Origin of the sequence: Streptomyces sp. NPDC101181 (assembly GCF_044767975.1) — a bacterium.
Taxonomy (GTDB): Bacteria; Actinomycetota; Actinomycetes; order Streptomycetales; family Streptomycetaceae; genus Streptomyces.
In genome coordinates, this window is the sequence record NZ_JBIWOX010000002.1 from 464,343 (window position 1) to 485,364 (window position 21,022).

The window sequence follows — 21,022 nt, forward strand, 5'->3', positions numbered from 1 at the left end:
GACCGTTTTGACATGCTGTGCAACTCCCCCGATCGTGAGACACATGCGTTCCGCTGTGGTTCTTTGGGCCTAGTCCTCCCTACGTGCCGACCTTGCGAAGGGCGCCGGTGCGCGGCGTGCTGAACCGGCCGCTGTCTAGGAGTTCAGGTAGGTGAGGACAGCGAGGACACGCCGGTGGTCCCCGTCGCTGGGCGAAAGTCCCAGCTTCTGGAAGATGTTGCTGACGTGCTTCTCCACCGCCCCGTCGCTCACCACGAGCTGCCGGGCGACCGCCGAATTGGTCCGGCCCTCCGCCATCAGGCCCAGCACCTCGCGCTCGCGCGGCGTGAGCCCCGCCAGCACGTCCTGCTTCCGGCTGCGGCCGAGCAGCTGCGCCACCACTTCCGGGTCCAGCGCCGTGCCGCCCTGGGCCACCCGCACGACCGCGTCCACGAACTCGCGGACCTCGGCGACCCGGTCCTTCAGCAGATACCCGACGCCCCGGCTGGTGCCCGCCAGCAGCTCGGTGGCGTACTGCTCCTCCACGTACTGCGAAAGGACCAGGACCCCGACTCCCGGATAGTCCTTCCGCAGGCGCACCGCCGCCCGCACCCCCTCGTCCGTGTGCGTCGGCGGCATCCGCACATCCGCCACCACCACATCGGGAAGCTCCTTCCGGGCGTCGAGATCCGCCACGGTCTTGAGCAGCGCCTCGGCGTCCCCCACCCCCGCGATCACATCGTGACCGAGATCGGTGAGCAGGCGGGTCAGCCCTTCCCGAAGCAGGACCGAATCCTCGGCGATGACTACGCGCACCCTGTTCTCCACGTTCTCCACGATGTCGTTCCCCCACTGTTCCCGGCTGTTCCGGCGATTCTCGCGCCTCGCTGCGCGCGCCGCGCCCGACCACTGCGCCCCGCGTCCCGACGGAGTCAGCATCCCAGGACCGGCACGCGCGTGGGGACCCTGTGGATAACTCGGCCGGACGGCCCCGACAGCAGCCGAAAGCGCCACGTCGCCCGGCGCGGCGGCCAGGCGACGTGGCGAGCGGGGGTACGGGGTGGGACGGTGGTCGGGCGGTCAGTGGCCGGGGCTGTCAGGACGGCCGGGCGGCCGGGCGGTCGGGGTGATCGGGGCGGTTGGAGCGGTTGGACGGTCGGGGGGGGGCAGGGTCCCTGGCGGGGTGACCTGGATCAGCCGCGCCAGGGCAGCTCGGCCGTGATCGTCGTCGGGCCGCCGACCGGGGAATCGACCACGAGCACCCCGTCCACCGCGTCCAGCCGCTCCGTCAGCCCGGCCAGCCCGCCGCCCGCGGACACCGAGGCCCCGCCCCGGCCGTTGTCCGTGATCTGGAGCATCAGCCGGTCGCCCGCGCGCCACACATCGATCGTGGCCCGGGTCGCCCGGGAGTGCTTGCTGATGTTCTGGAGCAACTCCGAGACCGTGAAGTAGGCGATGCCCTCGATGGCCTGCGCGGGCCGCGACTCCAGGTCCACCTCGACCGTCACGGGGACCGTGCAGCGGGAGGCTATGGCGGAGAGGGCCGCGTCCAGGCCCCGGTCGGTGAGGACGGCGGGGTGGATGCCCCGGGCCAGGTCGCGCAGCTCCTGAAGGGCCACCTTCACCTCGCCGTGTGCCTCGTCGACCATTTGCGCTGCCGCTTCCGGGTCGTGCGCCAGCTTCTCCTTCGCCAGGCCCAGATCCATGGCGAGGGCGACGAGGCGGGCCTGGGCGCCGTCGTGGAGGTCGCGTTCGATGCGGCGCAGGTCGGCGGCGGCGGTGTCCACGACGACACCCCGGTCCGACTCCAGCTCGGAGACCCGGGTGGCCAGCCGGGACGGGCCCAGCAGCCCGGTCACCAGCAACCGGTCCACCGTCAGCAGCCCCCGCACGATCCACGGCGCCGCCAGCACCAGCACCAGCCCCAGTGCCGCGGTCACCGCCAGCTCGGCCGGTGAGTCCAGGAACTCCTGGTGGGTCCGGGTGCTGAACAGCTGGATGCCGTCCTTCCCGGCGTACACCGGGAAGACCCAGTGCCACAGCGGATAGGTCAGAGCCATCAGCCCGTACGTCCAGAACGTCACCGCGACACAGAACGTGAACACCGCCCACGGGAAGTGCAGCAGTGTGTACAGCAGATGCCGCCAGGACACCCCGCTCTTCAGGATCGCGCCTGTCCACGCCATCGGGCCGCCGGTCTTCCCCCGCACCCGCTCCGGGTCGGCGACCTCCACCCCCAGCAGCCCGCGCGCCCGGTGCCGCTCCATCGCGCCGAACCCCCGGCAGACGGCCAGACCGACCGCGAGGAGGGGAATCCCTATGAAGGTGATCAGGAGGCCCGCGCTCAGAGAGATCATGGTGACCGCGAAGACGAACATCACCATGCTCAGCGGGAAGCTCAGCAGCACATAGAGCAGCTCACGCCAGGCGCGTGCCTCCAGCGGCGCTCGCAGCGGTGCCGGAAGGAAGTGCTTGACCGGGGTCTTCGCCCCGAAGCCGGGGCCGGAACCGTGGTGCTCCCGGTCCCGTGTGTCCGGTCCGTATGCCGTGGCCATGAGTCCCGTCCGTTCCGTCTCTTGTCTCAGTCTCTCAGCGGGTTGTCTGTGGGTTGTACGCGGATTTTGGTGCGGAGCCGCCGTCGTCGGCGGCACCGGCGGCGCCTACGGCGGCACCGGCGGTGCCTTCAGCGCCGGTTGCGCCCGCGCTGGTGGCGGTGGCAAGGCCTTCGGCAGCGGTCGTGCCTGTCTGCCCGCGCTGGTGCCGTCGGCGCGGCCTTCGGCAGCGGTCGTGCCCGCGCTGGTGGTCAGTGGTGTCGGCGAGTGGGCCTTCGCCCACGGGAGCCGTTCTTCCTCAAGGATGCTGGCCGGGCGGCTTCCGCACCATGAGGCTCCTCTCCGTATCCGACCGGGGGTTTTCCCCACCCCCCACCGGGCTCCACGCCCCCCCCCGGCCCTCGTACCGTCATGTCCCGGGCCCGGCCTCAGGCCGCCCGGTCCCGCCAGGGCAGCGCCGCGGTGACGGTCGTCGGGCCGCCCTGGGGCGAGTCCAGGACGAACACCCCGTCGACCGCTCCCAGCCGCTCGGCGAGCCCCGCCATGCCCGTACCGCCGTCCATGCGTGCTCCGCCCGTCCCGTCGTCCACGACCTGGACCAGCAGACGGTCCGAGGCGCGCCACACCTCGACCGAGGCCGATCGAGCGCCGCTGTGCTTGCTGACGTTCTGGAGCAGTTCCGAGACCGTGAAATAGGCGATGCCCTCGATCGCCTCCGCGGGGCGGCCCGGGAGCTCCACCGACACCTGGACCGGGACCGTGCAGCGGGAGGCTATGGCGGAGAGGGCCGCGTCCAGGCCCCGGTCGGTGAGGACGGCGGGGTGGATGCCCCGGGCCAGGTCGCGCAGCTCCTGAAGGGCCACCTTCACCTCGCCGTGTGCCTCGTCGACCATTTGCGCTGCCGCTTCCGGGTCGTGCGCCAGCTTCTCCTTCGCCAGGCCCAGATCCATGGCGAGGGCGACGAGGCGGGCCTGGGCGCCGTCGTGGAGGTCGCGTTCGATGCGGCGCAGGTCGGCGGCGGCGGTGTCCACGACGACGCCCCGGTCCGACTCCAGCTCGGCGATCCGCCGCTCCAACTCGTCCGACGGCGACAGCAGCGTCCGCACCATGACCCGGTCCACCGTCGTCAGCCCCCGGGTGATGTAGGGGAGCACCGGCCACAGGACGAACAGGCTCACCAGCGTCAGCGTGAACGTGAGCACCCCCCAGGGCAGCCGGACGAAGCCGTACAGCAACGACCGCCAGCCCACCGGGTCCTTCAGCCCCGACCACAACCGGTTGAACACCCCTTGCCCCTGGTGGGCGCGGGCCAGCGGGCTCGGCTCGTCGACCCGTACGCCCAGCATCCAGCGGGCCCGGCGGCGGTCCAGCCGGCCCAGCCAACGCGCGGCCCGCAAACCGCCGACCAGCAGCGGAAGGCCGACCACCGTGACGGAGAGCCCCGCGCCCACAGAGATCACCAGAACCGTGAGGAGGAACCCGGCGACGGCCAGCGGAAGGTTGGCGAGCAGATATCCGACCTCCCGCCAGGTCCACCGGTCGAGCGCGAACCGGGCGGGTGGCAGCGGGTCGGAACCCGGGACGGAAGGGGTCATGGTCATACCGACAGCCTGCCGGGCCGTGTTCCCGCACGCCATGGGGCTCGTGGGTGGGATGAAGTAGGGATAACCCCACCCGATGGCTCCACGCGGCTGCCTACGGTCCGTTTGACACCCCCTAGACTCCCGTCCGTACAGATCTGGGACAGGTACGGGCAGCGAGGGAACGAGGGCGGGGGGCTGAAGTGGCTGGTGTGACCGGGGCGACGGGTGCGAGCGGAGGGGCCGGAGGGGTCGGAGCGCCGGTTGACGGACTTCCCGTCCTCGCGTCGGACTACTTCCAGAGCTACTCGGTGATCGGTCTGCTCGCCCTGGTCGGTGTCCTGTTCGTCGCCGTGGCCTTCGGGGCCGGTCGCCTCCTGCGCCCCGTCGTCCCCACGCCGGAGAAGCTGCTCACCTACGAATGCGGCGTCGACCCGGTCGGCGAGGGCTGGGCGCACACTCAGGTCCGCTACTACGTCTACGCGTTCCTCTACGTGATCTTCGCGGTCGACTCCATCTTCCTGTTCCCGTGGGCCACGGTGTTCGCGGCTCCCGGATACGGCGCGACGACGCTGGTCGAAATGTTCGTCTTCCTCGGCTTCCTGGCCGTGGGACTGCTCTACGCATGGAAGAAGGGCGTCCTCGCATGGGCCTGACGAGTCGGCCGGCCGCCGCGGCACAGCAGTCCGCGGCGCAGCGGCCCGGGTCCCCGCCCGAGGCGGCCCTCCCGCCGGAGCCCGTGTCCCTTCCGGAACCCCAGCGCCTCGGTGTGCTCTCCCGGCTCGCACCCGAGCCCATGAAGGTCGTCCTCAACTGGGGCCGCCGCTACAGCCTCTGGGTCTTCAACTTCGGACTCGCCTGCTGCGCCATCGAGTTCATCGCCGCCTCCATGGCGCGCCACGACTTCATCCGCCTCGGAGTGATCCCCTTCGCCCCCGGGCCCCGCCAGGCCGACCTGATGATCGTGTCCGGCACGGTGACGGACAAGATGGCCCCGGCCGTGAAGCGGCTGTACGAGCAGATGCCCGAACCGAAGTACGTCATCTCCTTCGGCGCCTGCTCCAACTGCGGGGGCCCCTACTGGGACTCGTACTCCGTCACCAAGGGCGTCGACCAGATCATCCCCGTCGATGTGTACGTACCCGGCTGCCCGCCCCGGCCCGAGGCCCTGCTCCAGGGCATCCTCAAGCTCCAGGAGAAGATCGCCCGCGAGTCCCTGGCGGAGCGGTACGCCCCGGAGGACGGCGGTGCCGTCAGGGCCTCCGGCCGGGGTCCGTCCACCGCCGCCCTGCGCAGCGGTCTCGTCGCCCCGCCGACGGCACCGGACGCTACGCCCGGCTCGCCCTCGTCGGGCTCGACGCCTGACGTGCCGTCGGACCCGGGACCGGGGGAGGGGCGGTGATGAGCGACCAGGAACAGGGCCGCACCCGCCAGCAGCCCGGCGGGTCCGCCGCCGACGCCTACGACCGGCTGCCCGACGCCGTGACGGAGCTGTTCGGCGAGGAAGCGACGGCGGAGTCGGCCTACGACCTGCTCACCGTCGACGTCCCCGCATCCGACTGGCTCACCGCCCTGCGGACCGCCCGCGACGAGCTGAACTGCCGCTACTTCGACTGGCTCAGCGCCGTGGACGAACCCGGCGTCGGCTTCCGCGTCTGCGCCCACGTCGCCGCCCTGGGCGCGGGTGCGGTCCGGCGGCTGATGGTACGGACGACCGTGCCGCACGACGCGGCGGTCCTGCCCACCGCCGTCGACGTCTACGCGGGCGCGGCCTGGCACGAACGCGAGACGCACGAGATGTTCGGGGTCGCCTTCGACGGCCACCCCCATCTCGTACCGCTGCTGCTGCCGGAAGGCTTCGAGGGGCATCCGCTGCGCAAGGACTTCGTCCTGGCGGCGCGGGTCGCCAAGGCCTGGCCCGGCGCGAAGGAACCGGGGGAGTCCGCGGAGGGCCACGGCGGTCCCAAGCGCCGCGCGATGCTCCCGCCGGGAGTCCCCGACCCCAACGAGTGGGGTCCCCAGAAGGGCCAGCTCCCTCCGGCCCCCGTCCGCCCGGCCCGAGCGGCCCGCACCACGGCGGACCGCCCGCCCCGTCGTACCCGCAGCGCGAGCGAAGGGTCCGCGGCCCAGCGCTCCACCCCTGCCGAGACCCCTGCCGCGCCTCCGGGAGCCGCCGCGTCCCCGGGGGCTGCCTCCCCGGAAGCCACGCCTCCGGGAGCCACGTCCGGGCCTGCGGGCGCCGCGTCCCCGGAAGCCCCGTCCGGGCCTGCGGATACCGCGACCCCGGCACCGGAAGCCGCGTCCCCGCCTGCGGAGGCGCCGCCCGGCGCCCGTCCGCGTCGTTCCCGTTCGTCGGCGGAGGGGTCCGCGAGCCAGCGCCCGGCCCGGCGTTCCCGTTCCGCCTCGGACGGCTCGGCCAGCCAGCGGACCACCCCGGAGGCGCCGGCCTCTCCTCCCGCCGCTCAGGAGACACCGGCCTCTCCTGCCGCCGCTCCGGAGAGTTCCGGGTCCACCCCCGCGCCGCCGCACCGGGTGCGCAGTACGGACGCCCCGTGGCACGACGCCCAACCGGCGTTCGACGAACCCGAGCGCGCCCCCGAACCCCAGCCCCGTGTCGCGCCGTCGGACCCCGACTCCGAGCCCGAGCCCGACCCCGACTCCGACAAGCCTGCCGGAGGAGATCCCGAGTGAACGACGTACTCGACGTCGCCCTCCGCCTGGCCATCGTCTTCGTCGTGTTCCTGGTCGCTCCCCTCCTCGTGGGCCAGACCGAACACAAGGTGATGGCCCACATGCAGGGGCGTCTGGGCCCCATGTACGCGGGCGGCTTCCACGGCTGGGCCCAGCTCGTCGCGGACGGCGTGAAGTTCGCGCAGAAGGAGGACGTCGTCCCGGCCGCCGCCGACCGCCGCGTCTTCCAGCTCGCCCCCGCCGTCGCCCTCCTCCCGTACCTCCTCGTCCTCGCCGTCATCCCCGTCGGCCCGGGAGAGGGCGCGGTGGGCCAGGCCGTCGACGCGGGAATCTTCTTCGTGCTCGCGGTGATGGGCATCGGCGTCCTCGGCTCGCTCATGGCGGGCTGGGCGTCGGCCAACAAGTTCTCCCTCCTCGGGGGCCTCCGTACCGCCGCCCAACTGCTCTCCTACGAGCTGCCGATGCTCCTCGCGGCCGCCTCCGTCGCCATGGCGGCCGGAACGGTCTCGCTCACCGGCATCCTCGACGCGTTCGAGTGGTGGTGGCTGCCCTGGCAGATCGTCGGCGCCCTGGTCTTCTTCGTCGCCGGCCTCGCGGAGCTCCAGCGGCCCCCCTTCGACATGCCCGTCGCCGACTCCGAGATCATCTTCGGCGCGTACACCGAGTACACGGGGCTCCGCTTCGCGCTGTTCCTCCTCGCCGAGTACGCGGGCATCGTCATCCTGTGCGCCCTGACCGCCGTCCTCTTCCTCGGCGGCTGGCACGGTCCGTTCGGCGCCGACGGGCTGGGCTGGGTCTGGACCCTCCTCAAGACCGCCCTTCTCGCGTTCGTCGTCATCTGGCTGCGCGTCAGCTACCCGCGTCTGCGTGAGGACCAGTTGCAGAAGCTCGCCTGGACCACGCTCGTCCCCCTCGCCCTCGCGCAGATCGCGCTCACCGGCATCGTGAAGGTGGCGATCAACTGATGCCCCCGGTACCCGGATCCGGCCTGGCCAAGGGCCTCGCCGTCACCTTGCGCACGATGACGAAGAAGTCCGTCACCGCGCAGTACCCCGAGACTCAGCCCGAACTCCCGCCCCGCTCGCGCGGTGTCATCGGGCTGTTCGAGGAGAACTGCACGGTCTGCATGCTGTGCGCCCGCGAGTGCCCCGACTGGTGCATCTACATCGACTCCCACAAGGAGACGGTGCCGCCCGCCGCCCCCGGCGGGCGGGAGCGCAGCCGCAACGTCCTGGACCGCTTCGCCATCGACTTCTCCCTCTGCATGTACTGCGGCATCTGCATCGAGGTCTGCCCCTTCGACGCACTGTTCTGGTCGCCCGAGTTCGAGTACGCCGAGACGGACATCCACGAACTCACCCATGAGCGCGACAAGCTCCGCGAATGGATGTGGACCGTTCCGGAGCCCCCGGCGCTCGACCCGGGCGCCGAGGAGCCGAAGGAGATCGCGGCCGCCCGCAAGACCGCCGACAAGCTCGCCGCCCAGCACGCGCGGGAGCAGGCGGAGGAACGCGAGCAGGCCGAAGCACGGGGACAGGCCGAGGAGCGCCAACAGGCCGAAGCGCGCGAACAGGCCGGGGAACGCCAACAGGCCGAAGCACGGGGACAGGCCGAGGAGCGGGAACGGACCGAGGAGACGGGGGAGACCCCATGACGCTCACGATGTCGATGACGTCCACCGCGGCGAGCGCAGCGCACAGTCGGCTCGCGGCCACCGTGACGCACCCCCTGGCCGCCGGTGACCACCCCGGTTTCCTCTCTCCGACCGGCGTCGAGATCGCCTTCGTCCTGGTCGGCCTCGTCACCCTCGGCGCCGCCGTCATCACCGTCACGACGAAACAACTGGTGCACGCCGCCCTCTGGCTCGTCGTCGCACTCGGCGGACTGGCCGTCGAATACCTCCTGCTCACGGCGGAGTTCATCGCCTGGGTACAGGTCCTCATCTACGTCGGTTCCATCGTCGTCCTCCTGCTGTTCGGGCTGATGCTCACGCGGGCCCCCATCGGCCGCTCCCCGGACGCCGACTCGGGCAACCGATGGGTGGCCCTCGGGGTCGCGGTCGCCACGGCGGGCGCGCTCGTCTGGGTCGTGGTCGACGCCTTCCGTACCACCTGGATCGATCTCGACGGGCCGGCGCAGGGCTCCACGAAGGTGACCGGTGCCTTCCTGTTCCGGAACTGGGTCCTGCCTTTCGAGGCGCTCTCCGTCCTGCTGCTCGCCGCCCTCGTCGGCGCCATCGTCCTGTCCCGCAAACGCGACACCGACGCCGACGCCCGCCCCACCCAGCACAGGACGCGCCCGAGCAGCACGCCCCGGGGCGAGGCAGCCCGGGGCAGGACGCAGCCGGACAGGGCGGTTCCGGGCAGCACGCCCCTGGGCGAGGCGGTCCAGGAGAAGCCCGCCCCGGACCGGGGTACTCCGTCCGGCCAGGAGGAGCAGAGCTGATGCACCTCGCCTATCCCGCCGTGCTCGCCGCCCTCCTCTTCTGCGTCGGCCTCTACGGCGTCCTCGCCCGCCGCAACGCGATCCTCGTCCTGATGTCCGTCGAGCTGATGCTCAACGCCGTCAACCTCAACCTCGTCGCTTTCGACGTCTGGCTCCGCGACACCCTCCACTCCGGTCAGGCCCTCACCCTCTTCACCATCGCCATCGCCGCCGCCGAGATCGGCATCGGCCTGGCGATCGTCCTGGCCGTCTACCGCAACCGGGGCAGCTCCGACATCGACCGGCTCCGCGACACGGCGGAGAGCGACGACCTGGACGGGATCGACAACGCGGACGGAAGCGACAACGTGGCCGAGAGCGACGGTCAGTCCGGGAGCCGCGACAGTCACGGCCAGCCCGGGAGCGGCGGCACCGCCGGACCGGGCCACGCCGGAACGACGGGGAACCCCACGAACGCAGAGGCCACCGCGTGACCACCACGACCCTCGCCGCCCTCGTCCCGCTCCTGCCCTTCCTCGGAGCCGTCGCCGGACTCGCCGTCGGCCGCACCGCCCCCGGCTTCGTCCGCCCCCTCGCCCTCCTGCCGACGCTCACCGCGACCGCTCTCGCCGTGATCGTCGCCCTCAGGCAGGGCGGTGGCCGGGCCATCGACGCCGCGACCCAGCTCACCCCGACCGGCTCGGTACCCATCGACCTCGCCCTCCACCTGGACGGCTTCGCGGTCCTCGTCGCGGTCCTCGTCGGGCTCGTCGCCACCTGCGTACAGCTGTACTCCACGGCCTACCTCCGCAACGACGCCCGCTACCCCTCCTACGCCGCCCTCGTCTCCCTCTTCACCGCCGCGATGCTGCTGGTCGTCTACTCCGGCGACCTGATGGTCCTCCTGGTCGGCTGGGAGATCATGGGCATCTGCTCGTACTTCCTCGTCGGCCACTACTGGGAGACGCCCGAAGCCCGCGCCGCCTCCCTCAAGGCCTTCCTGGTCACCAAACTCGGCGACGTCCCCTTCCTGATCGGCCTGTTCGCCCTCGCCGCCGACACCGGCAGCTTCCGGATCACCGAGATCCTCGCCGCCGTGTCCAGCGGCGGTCTCGACCACCCCACCCTCATCGCGCTGCTGCTCCTCGCGGGCGTGGCGGGCAAGTCCGCGCAGTTCCCCCTGCACACCTGGCTGCCCGACGCGATGGCCGGTCCCACCCCCGTCTCCGCGCTCATCCACGCCGCGACGATGGTCGCCGCCGGCGTCTACTTCGTGGCCCGCCTGCTGCCCGTCTTCGCCGCGTCCGGCGCGGCGCTCGTCGTCCTCGCGGTGATGGCCGCCGTCACGATGACCGGCTCCGGGCTGGCGGCGCTCGCCCAGGACGACATCAAGCGGGTCCTCGCCTACTCGACGATCGGGCAACTCGGCTACATGTCGGGGGCCCTCGCCGTCGGCGACCGCGGAGCCGCCGTCTTCCACCTGATCTCGCACGGTGCGTTCAAAGCCGTCCTCTTCCTCGCCGCCGGTGTCGTCATCCACGCCGCGGGCACCAACTCCCTTGCCGCCATGTCCCGCATGAACGGCCTCGCCCGCCGCGTCCCGGACGCCTACTGGACGATGACCGTCGCCCTCCTCGCGCTCGCCGCCATCCCGCCGTTCGCCGGCTTCTTCTCCAAGGAAGCCGTCCTCGTTGCCGCCGAGCACACCGCCCTCGGGGACCGGACCGTCGCCCCGGCCGCCGCGGGCTGGACGATCCTCGTCGCCGGGCTCCTCGCGGCCGTCCTGACCGCCGCCTACGCCGCGCGCCTCTGGCTGCTCGCCTTCCGCGGCCGGGGGGCCGAGGCCCCCGAACGCGGCAAGCAGCCCCTCGCCATGACCTCCGTCCTGTGGGTGCTGGCCGTCCCCACGATCGGCTTCGGCCTCACCGCCGGAGCGATCGGCGACTGGTTCGACGGGCACGACCTCACCCCGACGCTCACCACCGCCGTCCTCTCCACCGGCGTCACCCTCGTCGGCGGGCTCGTCACCTACGCCGCGTGGCGGCACACCACCGCGCTGGCCGCCCGCACCCCGATCGGCGCCGTCGCCGCCCACCCCGACGCCGACCCCGCCCTCGTCGAAGCCGAGGCCATGACGTCCCACACCGCGGCCTACGGCACCATCGCGGACGCCCCCGACCCGGCCGACCCCGGCAGGCTCCTCCTCGGCCCCCTGCACCGCCACGCGGTCACCGGCTTCCACCTGGACGCCCTGTACACAGCGCTGTTCGTCCGGCCCGTGCAGGCCGCCGCCCGCCTCGTCCGCTTCCTGGACCGGGAGGTCGTCGACACCTACGTCAACGGATCGGGCGCCGTCACACGCCTTCTCGGCAACGCCGTCCGCCGGACCCAGACCGGCAACGTGCAGACCTACGTCAGCGCCCTGCTCGCCGGATCCCTCGTCCTGGCGATCGCCGCCGTCGTCTTCGCCAACGTCAACGCGGGGTCGTGACCGTGATCGATATCAGCCCGTCCGTGATGCAGTTCCTTCTGGCGTTCATCGTCCTCGCCCCTCTCCTCGGCGCCGCCGCGGCCCTGCTCCCCGCCCCACCCGGGCTCCAGGGGAAGAACCCGGACCAGGCCGTGCTGCGCCACGGCGTGACCGTCACCGGGACCGTCCTCATCGCCGCGATCTTCCTGGCCGCGGGCTTCGACCACGGCCACCCCGCCACGATGCAGGCGACCACCGACATCAGCTGGATCCCGGCGCTCGACGTCCGCATCCACCTCGGTGTCGACGGCATCTCGCTCCCCCTTCTGCTCCTGACCGCGCTGCTGACCTTCCTCTGCGCGCTGTACAGCTACTTCAAGCCGCCCGCGGGCCCCGCGCCGAAGGCCTTCGTCGCTCTCGTCCTCGTCCTGCAATCCGGCACCCTCGCCACCTTCGCCGTCCTCGACCTGCTGCTCTTCTTCCTCGCCTTCGAGATGGTCCTCATCCCGATGTACTTCCTCATCGCCCGCTGGGGCAGTGGTCAACGGCAGGGCGCCGCCTGGAAGTTCATCCTCTACACGCTGCTCGGCTCGGTCGTCATGCTGCTGGGCCTCCTCCTCATCGGACTGAAGAGCGGCACCTTCGACATGGTGGCACTCGCCACTGACAACGGCCGGGGTCTCACCGCGTCCGTGCAGCTCATCGCCGTTCTGGCGATCGGTCTCGGCCTCGCCGTGAAGACCCCGATGTGGCCCCTGCACAGCTGGCTTCCCGACGCCCACACGGCGGCCCCCACCGTCGGGTCCGTCCTCCTCGCGGGCGTCCTGCTCAAGATGGGAACGTACGGATTCGTCCGGATCCTGCTCCCCATCGCCCCCGACGGGATGCACACTTTCGCGCCCTACCTCGCCGCCTTCGCCGTCGTCGGCATCGTCTACGGCTCCCTCGCCTGTCTGGCCCTCGCCCGTACCGGAGCCAGGGGGGACCTCAAGCGGCTGATCGCGTACTCCTCCGTCGGCCACATGGGTTTCGTGCTCCTGGGCATCGCCACCATGACCCCCACCGGGGTTAACGGCGCGCTTTTCGCCAACATCGCCCACGGCCTCATCACCGGCCTGCTGTTCTTCCTGGTCGGCGCCGTCAAGGACCGGTACGGGACCGCCGACCTCGACACCCTCGCCGGGGCCACCGGCGCGGCGCTCTACGGCCGCGCCCCCCGCCTCGGCGCGCTGCTCGCCTTCGCCGCCGTCGCCTCGCTCGGCCTGCCCGGACTCGCCGGGTTCTGGGGCGAGATGCTGACGCTGTTCGGCGCGTACAGCCCCGCCGAGGGGCTCAGCCGCCCGGCGTTCCGCACCTTCCTGGCGATCGGGGCGTTCGGCACCCTGCTCACCGCCGCGTACATGCTCATCGTCATCCGCCGCGTCTGCATGGGTGAGCACGCGCCCCTCTCCTCGCTCCCGCCCGGTACAGGTCTCGTGCCGCCGACCGCGACCACCGGAGCCCGACCGGCCAGCACCCCGAGCCCCGCCGAAGCCGTGCCGGACAGGCAACCTGTCGAAGCCGAGCCGAACAGGCAGCCCGCCGAAGCCGGACCGGACAGGCAACCGGCCGAAGCGGTGCCGGACGGCCGGCTCGCCGACATCCGGACGTACGAAGCCGCCGCCTGGACCCCGCTCGCCGCTCTCACCGTCCTCGCCGGGCTCTGGCCCGCCGTCCTCCTCGGCCTCACCGACCCGGCCGTGCAGAAGCTCCTCGCAGGAGGCAAGCAGTGATCGCGGACCTCAGCACCGCCACGGGTCTCGGCACCACCCCGGGCCTCCTCAGCACCGCCACGGGCCTCAGTACCACTGCGGGCCTCCCCACCCCGGCCGCGGCTTCGCCCGGTCTCGCCGCGGCGTCGGCCGACAGCGCCCCCAGCCTCGTCCAGTCCATCGACTGGCTCGCCATCGCACCCCCCACGCTCACCGCCCTGGCCGCCCTGGTCGTCCTCGTCGCCGACCTGTTCCTGCCCGCGCACCGCAAACGGCTCCTCGGCCACGCCACCCTCACCGCGCTGGGCGCCGCCCTTCTCCTCCTGATCCCGCTGCGCTCCGGCGACCGGTCCACCTTCTGCGTCACGACCGGCGCCCAGGCGTGCAGCTACACAGCCGACCACTTCACGCTCGTCATCCAGGCCCTCGTGCTCGGCGGCGCGTTCCTCACGGTCCTGCTCTCCCTCGACGAAACGCGCGGACTCCCCGTAGGGGAGTACTGGTTCCTGCTCCTGGCCTCCGCGGCGGGCGCCGCTCTGCTGCCCGCCGCCCGCGATCTCGCCACCCTCGTCGTCGCCCTCGAAGTCGCCTCGCTGCCCGCCTTCGCGCTGGTGGGGATCGTGCGCGGCGACCGGCGCTCCTCCGAAGCGGCGCTGAAGTTCTTCCTCTCCTCCGTCGTCGCCACCGCGGTCATGCTGCTCGGCGTCAGTTTCGTGTACGCGACCACCGGCAGCCTGCACCTCACCGAGATCGCCGAACGGCTCGGCGACGTGCCTCCGGTGCTCGACACCCTCGCCAAGACCGGCGTCGCCCTCACCCTCGTCGGTTTCGCCTTCAAGACCGCGGCCGCACCCTTCCACTTCTGGGTCCCCGACACATACGCCGGGGCGCCACTGCCGATCGCCGCCTATCTCTCCGTCGTCGGCAAGGCCGTCGGCTTCTCGGGGATCATCCTGGTCACCGTCATCGCGTTCCCCGCCTATGCCGACGTCTGGGGACCCGCCCTCGCGGTTCTCGCCGCGCTCACCATGACCGTCGGGAACGTCGCCGCCCTCCGTCAGGACGCCACCCGCGCCCGCAGCGCCGTCCGCCTCCTTGCCTGGTCCTCCGTCGCCCAGGCCGGCTATCTGCTGGTCCCGGTCGCGGCCGCCGCGTACTCCAATGACGAGCAGATCGGCTCCACCGTCGCGTACGCCCTCATGTACGCCGTCGTGAACCTCGGCGCGTTCGCCGTGGCCGCCCTCGTGGCCCGCACGCACCCCGGCAACCGCGTCGCCGACTACCGGGGCCTCTACGCGACCCGCCCCCTCACCGCCCTCGCCCTCGGGTTCTTCCTGCTCTGCCTGGCCGGACTGCCGCCCGGTGTGATCGGGCTCTTCGCGAAGGTCACCGTCTTCTCGGCGGCCGTCGACGCGGGCCTCGGCTGGCTCGCCGTCGTCATGGCCGTCAACGTGGTGATCGCGCTCGTTTACTACCTTCGGTGGACCGCGATCCTTTTCCGTACCCCGGAAGCCACGAGGGAGCCCGTCAGGTCCGGCCCTCGTGAGGAGGCTGGAACAGCCCCCGGTGAACCGGCCGCCGAACCCCGCCACCGCCACGCGCCGTCCCCCCTCACCACCGCGCTCATCCTCACGACCGCCGCCGGAATCCTCCTCTCCGGAGCCCCGCAACTGGTCCTGCGTTTCGCCGCCGTCAATCTCTTCTGACGCCGGTAAGGCCGGTTTGCCCCTGGCCGCCCGCGCAGGGCAAGGTCTTGGCTGCATACGTCACGTACACGGCGCGGACGTCGCCGGGACACGAGGAGAGAGAGCAGTGCTGAACGGGTTCAAGGACTTCATCCTGCGCGGAAACGTCATCTCCATGGCGATCGGCCTCGCGGTCGGAGCGGCCTTCACCGCCGTCGTCACGGGCTTCAGCAACGCCTTCATCACTCCGCTGATCGGCCTCGCCACCCGGGGCACCGGCGACTTCAGCAAGGCCTTCTACGAGGTCGACGGGGTGAAGTTCCCCTACGGGCTCTTCATCAGCGCCGCCATCGCCTTCCTCATCACCGCCGCGGTCCTCTACTTCTGCGTCGTGGTCCCCATGGCAAAGGTGCAGAACCGCTTCGCCAAGGAGGAGGAGGTCGACATCAAGGCCGCCCTCCGCGACTGCCCGCGCTGCTTCAGCGCGATCCCGGCCATCGCCTCCCGCTGCGGCCACTGCACCAGCGAGGTCGAGCCCGACCCCGAGGCCCTCTCCCTCGCCAAGCTCCCCGCCCAGCAGCACTGACCGCACCGAAGCGAGCGTCGCCCCACCGGACCGCACCGGACCCACCCGACCGCTCCGCCCCACCGCACCGGACCCCACCGCACCTGACCGCCCCGCGCTTCGCCCGATCGCCCCCGCCTCCGGTGCCTCACCCACCCCGGCACCACCAGCAGGACGCCCCGCCACCCGTACGGCCCAGTGCCGTCCCGTACGGGCCCAAGGGCTGTCCCGGCCCGAACACGCCGCCCGGCCCCGCCCTCCGGCCGCACGCACAAGGGAACTAGCTTCCGTCGCCTGGCGTTGACCAGTACGGAAGGCTCCACTGGGGAGTGGAGCACCACCACGCGAAGGGTTCCCCTGCCGCACCACTTGGAGGGCGTACCGTGCACCGCCGGCACAACGGGCTGAAGACCGCCGTACTCCTCGGGGGACTGTCCGCACTCATCATCGTCATCGGCAGCTTCTTCGGACGCGCGGGCCTGCTGGTCGCGCTCCTGGTCGCCGTGGGCACCAACGCGTACGCGTACTGGAACAGCGACAAGCTGGCCCTGCGCGCCATGCGGGCCCGGCCCGTCAGCGAATTCGAGGCCCCGCAGCTCTACCGCATCGTCCGTGAGCTCTCCACGGCCGCCCGTCAGCCCATGCCGCGTCTCTACATCTCCCCGACGCAGGCGCCTAACGCCTTCGCCACCGGCCGCAACCCGCGCAACGCCGCGGTCTGCTGCACCGAAGGCATCCTCCAGATCCTCGACGAGCGTGAGCTGCGCGGTGTCCTCGGCCACGAGTTGAGCCATGTCTACAACCGGGACATCCTCATCTCGTCCGTGGCCGGAGCGCTCGCCTCCGTCGTGATGTTCCTGGTCAACTTCGCGTGGCTCATCCCCGTGGGCCGCTCCAACGACGACGAGGGACCCGGCCTGCTCGGCATGCTCATGATCATGATCCTGGGGCCGCTCGCGGCCTCCGTCATCCAGCTCGCCGTCAGCCGCTCGCGCGAGTACGAGGCCGACGCCTCCGGGGCGCAGCTCACCGGGGACCCGCTGGCCCTCGCCAGCGCCCTGCGCAAGCTGGACGCCGGGACGAAGCAACTGCCGCTCCCGCCCGAGCCGCGGATCGAGACCGCGAGCCACATGATGATCGCGAACCCCTTCCGCCAGGGTCAGGGGATGGCGAAAATGTTCTCGACACACCCGCCGATGGCGGAGCGCATCGCCCGACTAGAACAGATGGCAGGTCATCGCCCGTGAAAACCATCCTGAACGTCATCTGGCTCGTCCTCTGCGGATTCTGGATGTTCCTCGGCTATCTGCTCGCGGGCGCCCTGCTCTGCATCACCATCATCGGCATCCCCTTCGGCGTGGCCGCCTTCCGGATCGGCCTCTACGCCCTCTGGCCGTTCGGCAACACCGTCGTCGAACGGCGGGACGCGGGCTCACCTTCCTGCGCCGGGAATGTCCTCTGGCTGATCCTCGCCGGATGGTGGCTCGCCCTCGGTCACATCACCACCGGCATCGCGCTGTGCATCACGATCATCGGCATCCCGCTGGGCATCGCCAACTTCAAGCTGATCCCGGTCTCCCTCATGCCCTTCGGCAAGGAGATCGTCCCTACGGACCAGCCCTTCGCAGCCCGCTAGCCCGCCGCCCGTAGACAGCCCGTCAGCCCGTCAGCCCGCCGCCCGTGAGGCACCCCGCTAGCCCGCCGCCCGTGAGGCCACGGCTCGGGGGGACCCGCGGCGCGCGGGCATCCGCGCGGGCATTCGCCGCTCACGGGACACCACGCCCTCGCCGTGCCCGGAGGGCTCCCGTGCGCCCCGGTCCGCCCGGCCGTGCCGCAGGTCACCGCCGTGTGCCGCCCGTGCCGGGTGCAACCGAACATCTGCTCGCCGCGTCTTGCATCCCAAGACGAAGCCAAGGGTAGGAGCAGCGGCATGAGCATCATCGGTTGGATCATTCTCGGGCTGCTCGCCGGAGTCATAGCCAAAATCCTGCTCCCGGGACGCGACCCGGGCGGCATCGTCGGTACCACCCTCATCGGCGTCGCCGGGGCCTTCGTCGGAGGCTGGCTCTCCAGCCAGTTCCTGGACCGCCCCATCAGCAACGACTTCTACGACACGGCGACCTGGATCGCCGCGATCGCCGGTTCGTTGGTCCTGCTCATCCTCTACCGACTGCTGTTCGGCCACTCCCGCGACCGCCGCTGACCGCACTCTCACGTCCTGGTGAACGCGGTCGGCGCCGGAGCCGCACTGCGCGCCCGGACGGCGACCGCGTGCCGTCAGCTCAGCCCGGTCTCCCGCAAGGTCAGGTTCAGCCGGCCGGTCCGCAGCCCCGCCGCCGGGTCGCCCGGTCCCGGGTACACCTTCGGCACCCCGTGGAACGCGAAGCGCGACGGCCCGCCGAAGACGAAGAGGTCCCCGGACGTCAACTCCACGTCCGTATAGGGCCGTCCGCGCCCCTCCGTGTTGCCGAAGCGGAACACGCACCTCGCCCCGATGCTCAACGACACCACCGGAGCCCCCGACCGCTCCTCCTTGTCCTGGTGCATCCCCATCCGCGCGGCGTCGTCATAGAAGTTGATCAGCGCCGTGTCCGGAGCGAATGCCTCACCCGCGCTCTCGTCCTCGTACGCCTCGGCCACCGCCGCCCGCCCCAGGTCGCCCAGCCACTCCGGGAGGGCCGCCACCCGGGCGCCGTTGACGTCGTCGGCCGTGCGCACGTACCGGTACGGCTGCCAGTGCCACCCCAGGCACACCGTCCGCACCGACATCACTCCGCCGCCCGGCAACACCGTGTGCCGCAGCGGAACCGGCCCCCGCGCCCACTCCCGGCACGCCGACACCAACTCCGCCCGCCGCTCGACCGGCAGCCACTCCGGCACATGGACGGCACCCGGCGCGACCACCCTGCGCGGCCGCCGGAACAGCCCGTCCGACACCTGCGGAACCTCATCGCTCTCCGGGGTCACGGCTCAGCCCACCGCGCCCTCAAGTCCCAGCAGCAACTTCTTGCGCTCCAGGCCACCCGCGTACCCCCGCAACGCGCCGTCCGCGCCGATCACCCGGTGACACGGGCGCACGACCAGCAACGGGTTGCGCCCGATCGCCGTGCCCACCGCCCGCACCCCCGCGCCGGAAGCCCCGACCCGCGCCGCGACCTCTCCGTACGACACCGTCCTCCCGTACGGGATCGACTCCAGCACCTCCCAGACCCGGCGCTGGAAATCCGTGCCGATGCTTGCGGCGATCGGCACGTCGAACCGCGTCGACCGCCCCGCGAAGTACGCCTCCAACTGCCCGACGATCTCCGTGAACGCCTTGGGGGAGTGCCGCCAGCCGTCCCGCACGACCGCACCGCCCTTCTGGCCGGGCACCGACAGCGAGCACAGCCGCACCTCCGCGCCCGCGGCCGCGCCGAGGTCGCCCCCGACCGCGCCGAGGTCACGACCGGCCGTCGCACCGGCCCCGCCTCCGGCCGCCGACCCCGAGCTCTCCCCCGCCTCGCCGACCAGCAGCAGTTCGCCCAGCGGGCTGTCCACCCACGCGTACACCGTCGTCATGTCTGCCCGCTCTCCCGCTCGTGCGCTCGTCCGCTCGTCCCTGAGACTCCGGAATCCGTCGAGACTTCGGGATCCCTCGAGATTCCGGAATCCGTCCGTACGACCAGTCTGCGCCTGACCGTCACCTGATGACTGGCGGTATCCGGACGCCGCGTCCGGCATCACACGCGGGCCGGGGCCGGGGACGGAAAAGCGCCCCGTCGAGGCGATCTCGACGGGGCGCTCCCGCGGCGCGGTCGCCGTGGACCACCGCGCGGACTACCGGTAGTTCACGAACTGGATCGCGAAGTCGAAGTCCTTGCCCTTCAGCAGCGCCTGAACGGCCTGGAGGTCGTCCCGGCTCTTCGAGCTGACCCGCAGCTCGTCGCCCTGGACCTGCGCCTTGACACCCTTGGGGCCCTCGTCGCGGATGGTCTTCGCGACTTTCTTGGCGTTCTCCTGGGAGATGCCTTCCTCGATCGAGGCGAAGATCTTGTACTCCTTGCCGGAGAGCTGCGGCTCGCCCGCGTCCAGCGACTTGAGCGAGATGCCCCGCTTGACCAGCTTGGACTGGAAGATGTCGAGGATGGCCTTGACGCGCTCCTCGCCGTTCGCCTCCATCAGGATCTTCTCGCCCGACCACGAGATCGAGGCGCCGGTGCCCTTGAAGTCGTAGCGCTGGGAGATCTCCTTGGCGGCCTGGTTGAGGGCGTTGTCGACCTCCTGCCGCTCGACCTTCGAGACGATGTCGAAACTGGAGTCGGCCATGACGTGTGGCTCCTTGCGTCGAATGTGCGTGGGATACGACGCAAGCCTAGCCACCCCCGCCCCCTCCCCACGCGGATCAATCAGGTGGCGGAGCACCCCTGGCCATCAGGTATCGTTTACGTCGTCGCCAAGGAGCTCACGCAGAGATCCGACGCGTCGTTCGAGGCGGTGTGCCCGAGTGGCCAAAGGGAGCAGACTGTAAATCTGCCGGCTCAGCCTACCCAGGTTCGAACCCTGGCGCCGCCACGCGAACGAAGCCCCCGACCGGTCCTTCCGGTCGGGGGCTTCCTCGTTTTTTGATTCCCCGGAGGTCCGGAGGCGCCCCCAGAGAACCGGAGGCGCCGGCTCCGTCAGTTGCCCGCGATGTCCCTCACGGCCACCGTGACCGGCACGTTCCCCGAGATCGCCTCCAGGGTGAGGCCCGACGTCGCCGGGGTGTCCAGCAGCTCCAGCAGCGTGGCCGCCACGTCGTCCCGGGGGATGGGGCCGCGACCGGTCTTCTCCGCGAGCAGGACCTGCCCGCTGCCCGCGTCGTCGGTGAGCATCCCGGGGCGCAGGATCGTCCAGTCGAGCGCGGACCGGGAGCGTACGTCGGCGTCCGCCGCCCCCTTCGCCCTCAGGTAGACGTCGAACACCTCGTCGCCGGGGTGGTCGGGGTCGGCGCCCATGGAGGAGACGACGATGTAGCGGCGGACGCCCGCCGCCTCGGCCGCGTCAGCGAACAGCACGGCCGCGCCGCGGTCGACGGTGTCCTTGCGAGCGGTTCCGCTGTCGGGGCCCGCTCCCGCGGCGAAGACGGCCGCGTCGGCGCCGCGCAGGATCTCCGCGGCCTGCTCGACGGTGGCCGATTCGAGGTCCAGCACGGCGGGTTGGGCACCGGCGTCGACGAGGTCCTGGCTCTGTTGGGGGTTGCGGATGATCCCTACGGCTTCATCCCCGCGAGCGGCGAGCAGCCGCTCCAGCCGCAGTGCGATCTGTCCGTGTCCACCTGCGATGACAATGCGCATACCCCGACCGTAC

21 protein-coding genes and 1 tRNA gene are annotated in these 21,022 nt (G+C 71.6%); 15 read left to right on the forward strand and 7 right to left on the reverse strand.

The window, feature by feature from the left end; translation table 11 throughout:
- Positions 1-135: 135 nt before the first annotated feature.
- From ACIRRU_RS05730 to ACIRRU_RS05740, 3 genes are all read right to left on the reverse strand, one after another.
- Entirely contained in the window at positions 136-795 is a 660-nt protein-coding gene (locus ACIRRU_RS05730) for a response regulator transcription factor (RefSeq protein ID WP_363200650.1), read from the reverse strand.
- A gap of 377 nt (positions 796-1,172) precedes the next feature.
- Positions 1,173-2,534 (reverse strand): sensor histidine kinase, encoded by a 1,362-nt coding sequence (locus ACIRRU_RS05735; protein WP_403676569.1) that lies wholly within the window; start codon positions 2,532-2,534, stop codon positions 1,173-1,175.
- A gap of 425 nt (positions 2,535-2,959) precedes the next feature.
- Positions 2,960-4,132 carry a sensor histidine kinase gene (locus ACIRRU_RS05740; protein WP_403676572.1) on the reverse strand — a complete coding sequence of 391 codons (1,173 nt, stop codon included), beginning with the start codon at positions 4,130-4,132 and terminating at the stop codon, positions 2,960-2,962.
- 182 nt (positions 4,133-4,314) lie between these two features.
- On the opposite strand from ACIRRU_RS05740, the gene ACIRRU_RS05745 reads away from it, so the two are divergent.
- From ACIRRU_RS05745 to ACIRRU_RS05810, 14 genes are all read left to right on the forward strand, one after another.
- Positions 4,315-4,767 (forward strand): NADH-quinone oxidoreductase subunit A, encoded by a 453-nt coding sequence (locus tag ACIRRU_RS05745; protein WP_403676575.1) that lies wholly within the window; start codon positions 4,315-4,317, stop codon positions 4,765-4,767.
- Complete coding sequence (locus ACIRRU_RS05750; RefSeq protein ID WP_403676578.1) at positions 4,758-5,513, forward strand: NADH-quinone oxidoreductase subunit B; 756 nt, start codon at positions 4,758-4,760, stop codon at positions 5,511-5,513. The genes ACIRRU_RS05745 and ACIRRU_RS05750 overlap by 10 nt, the downstream gene beginning before the upstream one ends.
- Positions 5,513-6,802, forward strand: a complete 1,290-nt coding sequence (locus ACIRRU_RS05755) for an NADH-quinone oxidoreductase subunit C (RefSeq protein ID WP_403676581.1) — start codon at positions 5,513-5,515, stop codon at positions 6,800-6,802. Before ACIRRU_RS05750 ends, ACIRRU_RS05755 begins: the two co-directional genes overlap by 1 nt.
- Positions 6,799-7,767, forward strand: coding sequence for an NADH-quinone oxidoreductase subunit H (locus tag ACIRRU_RS05760; protein ID WP_403676584.1), 969 nt, complete (start codon positions 6,799-6,801; stop codon positions 7,765-7,767). The genes ACIRRU_RS05755 and ACIRRU_RS05760 overlap by 4 nt, the downstream gene beginning before the upstream one ends.
- Positions 7,767-8,456, forward strand: coding sequence for a NuoI/complex I 23 kDa subunit family protein (locus tag ACIRRU_RS05765; RefSeq protein ID WP_403676587.1), 690 nt, complete (start codon positions 7,767-7,769; stop codon positions 8,454-8,456). The genes ACIRRU_RS05760 and ACIRRU_RS05765 overlap by 1 nt, the downstream gene beginning before the upstream one ends.
- A gap of 8 nt (positions 8,457-8,464) precedes the next feature.
- Positions 8,465-9,247, forward strand: a complete 783-nt coding sequence (locus ACIRRU_RS05770) for an NADH-quinone oxidoreductase subunit J (RefSeq protein WP_403677026.1) — start codon at positions 8,465-8,467, stop codon at positions 9,245-9,247.
- Complete coding sequence (gene nuoK, locus ACIRRU_RS05775; RefSeq protein ID WP_403676590.1) at positions 9,247-9,720, forward strand: NADH-quinone oxidoreductase subunit NuoK; 474 nt, start codon at positions 9,247-9,249, stop codon at positions 9,718-9,720. The genes ACIRRU_RS05770 and nuoK overlap by 1 nt, the downstream gene beginning before the upstream one ends.
- Complete coding sequence (locus ACIRRU_RS05780) at positions 9,717-11,717, forward strand: NADH-quinone oxidoreductase subunit L (protein ID WP_403676592.1); 2,001 nt, start codon at positions 9,717-9,719, stop codon at positions 11,715-11,717. The genes nuoK and ACIRRU_RS05780 overlap by 4 nt, the downstream gene beginning before the upstream one ends.
- Positions 11,714-13,468 (forward strand): NuoM family protein, encoded by a 1,755-nt coding sequence (locus ACIRRU_RS05785; RefSeq protein WP_403676595.1) that lies wholly within the window; start codon positions 11,714-11,716, stop codon positions 13,466-13,468. Before ACIRRU_RS05780 ends, ACIRRU_RS05785 begins: the two co-directional genes overlap by 4 nt.
- A 158-nt stretch (positions 13,469-13,626) precedes the next feature.
- Complete coding sequence (locus ACIRRU_RS05790) at positions 13,627-15,153, forward strand: NADH-quinone oxidoreductase subunit N (RefSeq protein ID WP_403677029.1); 1,527 nt, start codon at positions 13,627-13,629, stop codon at positions 15,151-15,153.
- 106 nt (positions 15,154-15,259) lie between these two features.
- Positions 15,260-15,718 carry a large conductance mechanosensitive channel protein MscL gene (mscL, locus tag ACIRRU_RS05795; RefSeq protein ID WP_403676598.1) on the forward strand — a complete coding sequence of 153 codons (459 nt, stop codon included), beginning with the start codon at positions 15,260-15,262 and terminating at the stop codon, positions 15,716-15,718.
- A gap of 362 nt (positions 15,719-16,080) precedes the next feature.
- Positions 16,081-16,944 carry a zinc metalloprotease HtpX gene (gene htpX / locus ACIRRU_RS05800; RefSeq protein ID WP_403676601.1) on the forward strand — a complete coding sequence of 288 codons (864 nt, stop codon included), beginning with the start codon at positions 16,081-16,083 and terminating at the stop codon, positions 16,942-16,944.
- Positions 16,941-17,333 (forward strand): YccF domain-containing protein, encoded by a 393-nt coding sequence (locus ACIRRU_RS05805; RefSeq protein ID WP_403676604.1) that lies wholly within the window; start codon positions 16,941-16,943, stop codon positions 17,331-17,333. Before htpX ends, ACIRRU_RS05805 begins: the two co-directional genes overlap by 4 nt.
- A 294-nt stretch (positions 17,334-17,627) precedes the next feature.
- The gene (locus ACIRRU_RS05810) at positions 17,628-17,900 is read left to right on the forward strand and encodes a GlsB/YeaQ/YmgE family stress response membrane protein (protein ID WP_403676607.1); all 273 of its coding nucleotides are present in this window, start codon (positions 17,628-17,630) and stop codon (positions 17,898-17,900) included.
- Between the two features lie 74 nt (positions 17,901-17,974).
- On the opposite strand, the gene ACIRRU_RS05815 is transcribed toward ACIRRU_RS05810, so the two are convergent.
- The 3 genes from ACIRRU_RS05815 to ACIRRU_RS05825 form a co-directional block, all read right to left on the reverse strand.
- Positions 17,975-18,634 (reverse strand): alpha-ketoglutarate-dependent dioxygenase AlkB family protein, encoded by a 660-nt coding sequence (locus tag ACIRRU_RS05815; RefSeq protein ID WP_403676609.1) that lies wholly within the window; start codon positions 18,632-18,634, stop codon positions 17,975-17,977.
- 33 nt (positions 18,635-18,667) lie between these two features.
- Positions 18,668-19,255 (reverse strand): methylated-DNA--[protein]-cysteine S-methyltransferase, encoded by a 588-nt coding sequence (locus ACIRRU_RS05820; RefSeq protein ID WP_403676612.1) that lies wholly within the window; start codon positions 19,253-19,255, stop codon positions 18,668-18,670.
- Positions 19,256-19,513: 258 nt separating this feature from the next.
- Positions 19,514-20,002 carry a YajQ family cyclic di-GMP-binding protein gene (locus tag ACIRRU_RS05825; RefSeq protein ID WP_363200493.1) on the reverse strand — a complete coding sequence of 163 codons (489 nt, stop codon included), beginning with the start codon at positions 20,000-20,002 and terminating at the stop codon, positions 19,514-19,516.
- Between the two features lie 164 nt (positions 20,003-20,166).
- Here ACIRRU_RS05825 and ACIRRU_RS05830 point away from each other — a divergent pair.
- A tRNA-Tyr gene (locus tag ACIRRU_RS05830) sits at positions 20,167-20,248 on the forward strand.
- A 104-nt stretch (positions 20,249-20,352) separates the two neighbouring features.
- Here the strand turns inward: ACIRRU_RS05830 and ACIRRU_RS05835 are convergent.
- Positions 20,353-21,009, reverse strand: a complete 657-nt coding sequence (locus ACIRRU_RS05835; protein ID WP_403676614.1) for an SDR family oxidoreductase — start codon at positions 21,007-21,009, stop codon at positions 20,353-20,355.
- Positions 21,010-21,022: the final 13 nt, after the last annotated feature.